Source organism: Thermodesulfobacteriota bacterium, assembly GCA_036482575.1.
Classification (GTDB): Bacteria; Desulfobacterota; GWC2-55-46; order GWC2-55-46; family JAUVFY01; genus JAZGJJ01.
In genome coordinates this window covers 1-6586 of the sequence record JAZGJJ010000174.1, presented here as the reverse complement: position 1 = coordinate 6586, position 6586 = coordinate 1, and the positions used below count along the sequence as shown (strand labels likewise).

The window sequence follows — 6586 nt, the reverse complement described above, 5'->3', positions numbered from 1 at the left end:
AGGTCGAACGCATAGTCGTTGAAAATCCGGCGGACGTCGCCCTTTTTAAAGCCGTAACGGACCGGCCCGTAACGCACCTTGCGTGTATCGGGCCTAACGAATAGGGAAATGGAAAAAAGGCTTATGGGCACTAACGATTATAAAACAGACGTACTTATAGTCGGTACCGGCCCAAGCGCGGCCGCCGCCGGTAAAAGACTCGTTGACGCAGGGTTAAAAACAATAGCGATCGACTTCAGGAAACTTCCGCGCCATAAGATCTGCAGCGGCATACTTTCGCCGAGGGGACACCGGTTTCTTATAGAGAACTTCGGCCCGCTGCCGAAAGAAGCGCTTTACGACCCGACCTCTTGCCGCGGCGTACAGTTTCACTTCCCCAATTCGCCTACCCTGCCGATGGACTTTGCCGGCGGACCGACCCCTCACCTGCACAGAAAGTACTCCGACTACTGGGGCATCACTCGCTCGGGCGTGGAAGTGCACGACGAGACCTCATGTACCGGTCTCTCCACGGACGGCAAGACCGCAGTTGTTAAGGCACGCAAAGACGGTGAAGAGGTCACTTACACGGCGAGCTTCGTCATAGGCGCGGACGGAGCTAATTCGCCCGTTCGGAGCGCCCTTTACCCGGACTACAACAAGCACATCCCCTGGTTCGTCGCCGCGCATAAGTTTCATGAAATAATCGAATGCCCGCTCGATGCCGAGTACTTCCACTTCTGGGTTAACCCAAAACTCGGGCACTATACATGGAGTCATAGAAGGGACGGCAAGCAGATTATCGGGGTTGGGTTTAAGCAGGGCGGAAACGTCGACGAGTATCACCAAAGAGTCGTAGCATACCTGAAGGAAAACCACGGGGTGATCCTTGCGCCGGCAGACGCAAAGGAGGGCGGCGCGCACAACTTCGGCCCCTCGATCATAAACCGCTACGTCTTCGGCAGGGGGAACGTCCTCGTAACGGGGCAGGCCGCCGGGTTCTTCAACATGCTTGCCGAGGGCATGAGTTGCGCCCTGCATTCAGGCGCAATAGCGGGCGAGTCGATAATAGAGTCCCTGCATGAGGCACGTCCGGTGCAGGAGATATACCGGGAACAGATAGTATCCGAGGTAAACCACACAACGGACCAGTGGAACCCGATAAAGGCCGTGACGTCGGATGTCTATGAGGCGGACTTATGGGAGCCGATAAAAAAACTGAAAAAACGGGAACTGCTCTCTCTGGGCAGCGACCTGTGGAACTTCCTCTGTCTGTACGGAGAGCTTAACTGGGGCAGGCAGATCATGGGGCAGTCCATAAGGCGTCTTGTTACGGGTAACTATTCGACCAAAAGGTGGTTGTAGCCAGCGTGACGCTGGACCCAATATTTAGACCGGCGTGCCGCCGGGCGCGCGCCCAGCGTCACGCTGCCTTTGTGCCGATTGGGAAGGGCGTCGTCTTATTTACACATAACAGTTTACGCTACCGTAGATATTAACCGCTATGACCGGTGAAGAGAAGGATAGATTAAGAGAAAAGATGCTCGTCGATATTGGCGTGCTTGAGGATACCGTGGAGAAACTTTGCGACTCCTCAAAGCCCGTGGCTCCGGATAACGCCATAGGGCGTCTTACGAGGATGGAGGCGATAAACGCCAAGAGCATAAGCGAGGCCTCTCTATCCAATGCCAGGGACCGGCTCTCAAGGCTCAAAGCCGCGCTCTCAAGGCTCGATGAAGAGGAGTTCGGTATCTGCCGCGAGTGTGAAGAGCCCATTCCCGCAGGGCGTATCATGATCATGCCCGAGAGCATATACTGTGTAAAGTGCATGGGCGGAAGATGACCACCTGCGGTTCGGCGGTTCGGCGGTTCGGCCTTCGGCCATTTCCATACAATGGCTTTTTTCGGGGAGTCAGAGGTATTGCGAGGAGAGGCAAGTCAAGAGTGTCGAGTACATCTACAAGTCCGCACCTATAAGGAAGCTCGCTAATTAATGATTACCGATAGTAGCTATTAAGTCTCTTGGACCTGGTTCTGGTGGGGACATGGGGTCGTAGGGCAGCATTTGCGTTTAATTCTTCGGACTTAATAAACCCTGTCGGCGGTCCTTACAAGTTTTTTGGGGATACGGATCCCCATATTCTTCGCCGTAGCGATGTTGATAGAGAGCTTGAGCGTCCTCGGCGAGTAAAGGCGAGTGGCACCACCCAGCTTCTTTCCGCTCAGAAGGACCTCCGCTATCTCACCCGCCTGCCTTCCAACATCCTCACTGTCAAATGAAAGGGCGAAGAGCGCGCCATTTTTAACATACTTCTCGGATATGCCGATGATTGGTATTGACCTCTTCTTTGAGAAGCGGAGCATATAATCGATAGATGCGGGGGTTGTTACCGTGGTATCCGGTACCATCCACAGGGCGTCTACCCTGCCGGCCATAAGGTTTACGGCGTCGATGGCCTCGGTGCCGGTTGAGACCTTGTTCGCAACGAGATGCAAGCCGAGTTCTTCGGCGGCTTTCAGCGCAGTGTCAATAAGCTCTTTTGTCTTTGATGGGTCATAGACCACACCCACCCGCTTTACACCAGGCATGACCTTTTTAAGCACATCGAGCTGCTTATCGGGCGGCACGTTCATGCTTATCCCATGGAAGTTCGACCTGCTACTATCCCAGTCCCTTCCCATTACGCCGTTTGGGTTCAGCACGAAAGTAAATACCACCGGGATGTCGTGGAATTCTTTCTGTATCAGGTCCAGGGCGTCCGTGCCGAGGGTGAAGATAAGCTCAGACTCTCCGTCCCTTATGAGAAATATCAGTTCCTCTTCGGTTTCACCCTTTGAGTTCTTATGCCGTATAACATACTCGGTAACCTTTGCGGAGACGGTCGATTTAAAGCCGGTGATCGCGCTCCTGTAGGGCTTGATGTCAAGGCTCTTGATGGCCGTGATGTCTGCCGCAAGAGAGTGCCCGACGGATGCGAAGACCATAAGCAGCAAAAGGGTGAGGCCCTTAAGTAGGCGACCTTGGCAAAGATAGGCCCACCCACGCCCGTTACCGGTATGTCCCGTTCCGTTATGTTTGTACTCTGTCCTCATTTCCAAGCGCTCGTTCTCTCGCTAAATCAGTCGAATCCATTGTTATAAATATGCAATAAGAATACCACTTTTTCTTATTAAGACCTGTAGAGTGCTTCTAAATAGAACCTGAACTCCCCTTTCAAGTATACAGAACGGCATCCCGGTTGTAAAGGCTTTAGTTTCTATCTATCCGTTCCTTAAATAGGGCGATTTGGCTTGATTAGTCCGGTACTGCAAAGTATAATCATTATGATACGCAATAGCGTAGATAGTTGTAACGGAACCCGCGCTGTATGTTTTGCTGCCGGAAGTTTGCCTGTATGGTGGGTAGTAATTATTACAACCTGAGTGGAGACTGAGTAGAAAGGGGGAGGTTACGGCACAGAGGCTTTCGATTATAACGAAGGTGGGGCTATTACTGTTACTGCCCACCTGTGCGGCGCTCGTCGCTATCTGGATTTTCTACAACTACCTTGACCAGACTTCCGCGGACGTGCAGTTCATAAACATGGCGGGGCGCCAGAGGATGCTCTCCCAGAAGCTTGGCGCCCTTACCCAGAAGGTACAGCTGGGGCAGACCGAGGCCAAGGAGCAGTTGCGCGAGAACAGCGAGTCGTTTGAGGAGACGCTCGTTATGATGGAGCAAGGCGGTGCGCTTATGGGCACGGTCTTCCCGCCCGCGCCCGAGGAGCTGCAGGATAGCGTTGGTGAGCTCCGCAGCCTCTGGGAGCCCTATAAGGCAAAGCTCAAAACGATCATAGAACTCTCTGAAAGCGACGTCGATCTCATAGTCGAACTCCCGCCCGTTGACGTCGAGGCCCCTCGGGCCTACGCCTACATCCATGCCAATACGGCCATCCTTACCGAAGTTGCCAACCGTATCGTAACGCGCTTTGAGGCGAAGAGCCGTCAGCATCGCGAGCGAATGATACTCACCCTCTTCGGCGTAGTATGCTTCGACATATTCCTGCTCATATTCGGCGTGTACGTCATAAGGCGCTACGTAGGGGAGCGCAAAAAGGTGGTGGAGGAGTTGAGTGTTGCCAAGGAGTCGGCCGAGAAGGCGACACGCACCAAAAGCGAGTTCCTGGCTAATATGAGCCACGAGATACGCACGCCCATGAACGCCATCATAGGGATGACCGAACTCACGTTGAACACTACTCTTACACAGGAACAGAATGATTATCTCAAGATAGTCAAGACCTCCTCCAGTTCCCTCTTAACCGTGATAAACGACATCCTCGACTTCTCAAAGATTGAGGCAGGCAAGCTCGATATCGAGCCTGTGCCCTTCGGGCTCCGGGACTGTCTCGGAGACATTATGAGCGCTCTCGCCGTTCAAGCCCATGAGAGGTCACTGGAACTCGCCTGTCACGTCCCCAACGATGTGCCGGACGCACTTGTTGGCGACCCTGTCCGGTTCCGTCAGATACTCGTAAACCTGATAGGCAATGCCGTCAAGTTCACCGATGATGGTGAGGTGGTCCTACGCGTGGAAAATGAGAACGTTGCGGAGACCGAGGTGGTACTGCACTTTACAGTCACCGACACAGGAATGGGTATTCCTCCGGAAAAGCAGGATACCATTTTTGACGCATTCACACAGGTGGACTCGTCTTTTTCCCGCAAGTTCGAAGGCACGGGGCTCGGTCTTGCAATCTCATCCCAACTCGTAGACTTGATGGGCGGGAAGATATGGTTCGAGAGCCCTGTCGCTAAACCCAAGGGCAGAGGCGGCGGGCCGGGGAGTACCTTTCAGTTTACGGTACCCTTCGTGGTGCAGAAGGAGGTAGAGCCTACGCCTATCGAAACCTACAGTGAAAGACTGGAAGGATTGCCTGTACTTATAGTTGACGACAACCCCACCAGCCTTGCCATTTTAGAGGAAATGGCCCTGGGCTGGAAGATGACCCCTACAGGCGTAAACAGCGCCGAGAATGCGCTTGAGGCGCTCCGGAAAACCGCGGCACCTGCTTCTTCTAATGCCCCTTACAGAATTATAATTCTCGACGTCACGCTCCCCGACACGGACGGCTTTGAGTTGGCAAGGATGATAAAAGGCGACCCCGGCCTCTTGCAAGGGGCGGACATAATAGTACTCTCGACGTCCGAGCCCAGTAGGCTGGAGCTTTGCCGTAAACAGTCGCTTGGCCATTGCATCATAAAGCCTGTAAAGCAATCAGCGTTCTTTAACGCCATCATAGGCGCCGTGGTCCCTGAAATGGCCGAGATCTCTATATGCGCTACGGAGAAGGCCCGAAAGACGGCCGCACACCAGCGCTTAAGCAAGTCCCCCCTCAAAATCCTTCTTGCCGAGGACAACCCGGTAAACCAGATCCTTGCCGTGGCCCAGCTCGAGGGATACGAAGTCACGGTCGTTAACGACGGCACCGAGGCGCTGAACGCTCTGGCAAAGAACGAGTTCGATTTGCTCTTGATGGATATTCAGATGCCTAAGATGGACGGCTTTGAGACCACAGTCACCATTCGTAAGACCGAGGAGACCTCCGGTAGACACATACCCATAATCGCCATGACGGCCCACGCGATGATCGGTGACAGGAAACGCTGCCTCGATGCGGGGATGGACGGTTATGTGTCAAAGCCCATAAACTCCGTGGAGCTCTCAAGGGCCATAGACAATGTATTAGAGGCCCTTTCCAATCACTCCGGTCCGGCTCGTACTATCCATCAAGCGGAGACGGTAGATATCGATAGCGTCATAGACCGAGATGCTCTTAAAGCAATCATGGGTTACAACGAGAACCTTAAAAAACGTATCTTCAATGTTTTCCTTAATGAGTTTCCCGGGCAGCTTGAGGCTATAAAGAGCGCAGTAGAGCGCTCGGACAGCCGGGCCCTCAGGGAGGCGGCCCATAAATACAATAGCTCCGTGAGTACTGTCGGCGCTAAAGCGGCCGGGGGTCTGACGCGTGAGCTTGAAAGGATGGGCAGTAAGGCTGACCTGACAGGCGCGAAAGAGGCCTGCGACGCCCTGTCCCGAGAAACCGGACGTGCTGCGGCAGCGCTCACTTTGCTTCTGGCCGAAATGAAGTCAGAGGAGTAAAGGGTGTCTGCCGCAAGAAAGACGACAGACTGGAACTCTCGTTGTAAGGCTCAGAACCTGTAGAGCACCTCGCCAATGACGCTTACCCCGTCCCTCGGGAGGTCTCCGGGGACGGACATGTCCTCGGGGTCCTCGTAATCCTCGTCGAGTATGTTGTGGCCCGAGAGCCTTAATTCCAGTCCTCCGGCGAAGTCCTTCGCTATGAGCGTCAGGTCGACCAGCGTGTATTTGGCGAGCGCGTCGCGCGGGTCACCCGTGACCCTGGGTCTCTCGTCGGACCAGAAGACGTTCAGGTTCGCGTTGAGATACTCTGTGATGGCAAGGTCGGCCCCGACGTTGGCCTTGTGCTTGGCGACGTTCGGGAGCCTTCGGTGCGTCTCCCTGTCCTCGGGCTCCTGAAAGGTGTAGTTGGCGTACACCCTGGAGCCGTCCCTGAAGGTCCTCTCGAGCTCCGCCTCTATG

At 54.3% G+C, this 6586-nt stretch carries 5 protein-coding genes; 3 read left to right on the top strand and 2 right to left on the bottom strand.

Annotated features, from left to right (window positions below):
* Positions 1-108: 108 nt before the first annotated feature.
* The gene (locus tag V3W31_07660; GenBank protein MEE9614810.1) at positions 109-1344 is read left to right on the top strand and encodes an NAD(P)/FAD-dependent oxidoreductase; all 1236 of its coding nucleotides are present in this window, start codon (positions 109-111) and stop codon (positions 1342-1344) included.
* A gap of 139 nt (positions 1345-1483) precedes the next feature.
* Positions 1484-1822 (top strand): TraR/DksA C4-type zinc finger protein, encoded by a 339-nt coding sequence (locus tag V3W31_07655; GenBank protein MEE9614809.1) that lies wholly within the window; start codon positions 1484-1486, stop codon positions 1820-1822.
* A 242-nt stretch (positions 1823-2064) separates the two neighbouring features.
* Here V3W31_07655 and V3W31_07650 read toward each other — a convergent pair whose 3' ends face one another.
* Positions 2065-2964 carry an ABC transporter substrate binding protein gene (locus V3W31_07650; protein MEE9614808.1) on the bottom strand — a complete coding sequence of 300 codons (900 nt, stop codon included), beginning with the start codon at positions 2962-2964 and terminating at the stop codon, positions 2065-2067.
* A gap of 496 nt (positions 2965-3460) precedes the next feature.
* On the opposite strand from V3W31_07650, the gene V3W31_07645 reads away from it, so the two are divergent.
* Positions 3461-6124 carry a response regulator gene (locus V3W31_07645; GenBank protein MEE9614807.1) on the top strand — a complete coding sequence of 888 codons (2664 nt, stop codon included), beginning with the start codon at positions 3461-3463 and terminating at the stop codon, positions 6122-6124.
* A gap of 50 nt (positions 6125-6174) precedes the next feature.
* Here the strand turns inward: V3W31_07645 and V3W31_07640 are convergent.
* Positions 6175-6586 (bottom strand): TonB-dependent receptor (locus tag V3W31_07640; GenBank protein ID MEE9614806.1); only part of this gene is annotated, 412 nt, incomplete at its 5' end.

Bases quoted from the DNA above. Each gene is read 5' to 3' on its own strand.
- V3W31_07660 (MEE9614810.1), top strand. From the start codon at position 109: ATGGAAAAAAGGCTTATGGGCACTAACGATTATAAAACAGACGTACTT.
- V3W31_07655 (MEE9614809.1), top strand. From the start codon at position 1,484: ATGACCGGTGAAGAGAAGGATAGATTAAGAGAAAAGATGCTCGTCGAT.
- V3W31_07650 (MEE9614808.1), bottom strand. From the start codon at position 2,964: ATGGTCTTCGCATCCGTCGGGCACTCTCTTGCGGCAGACATCACGGCC.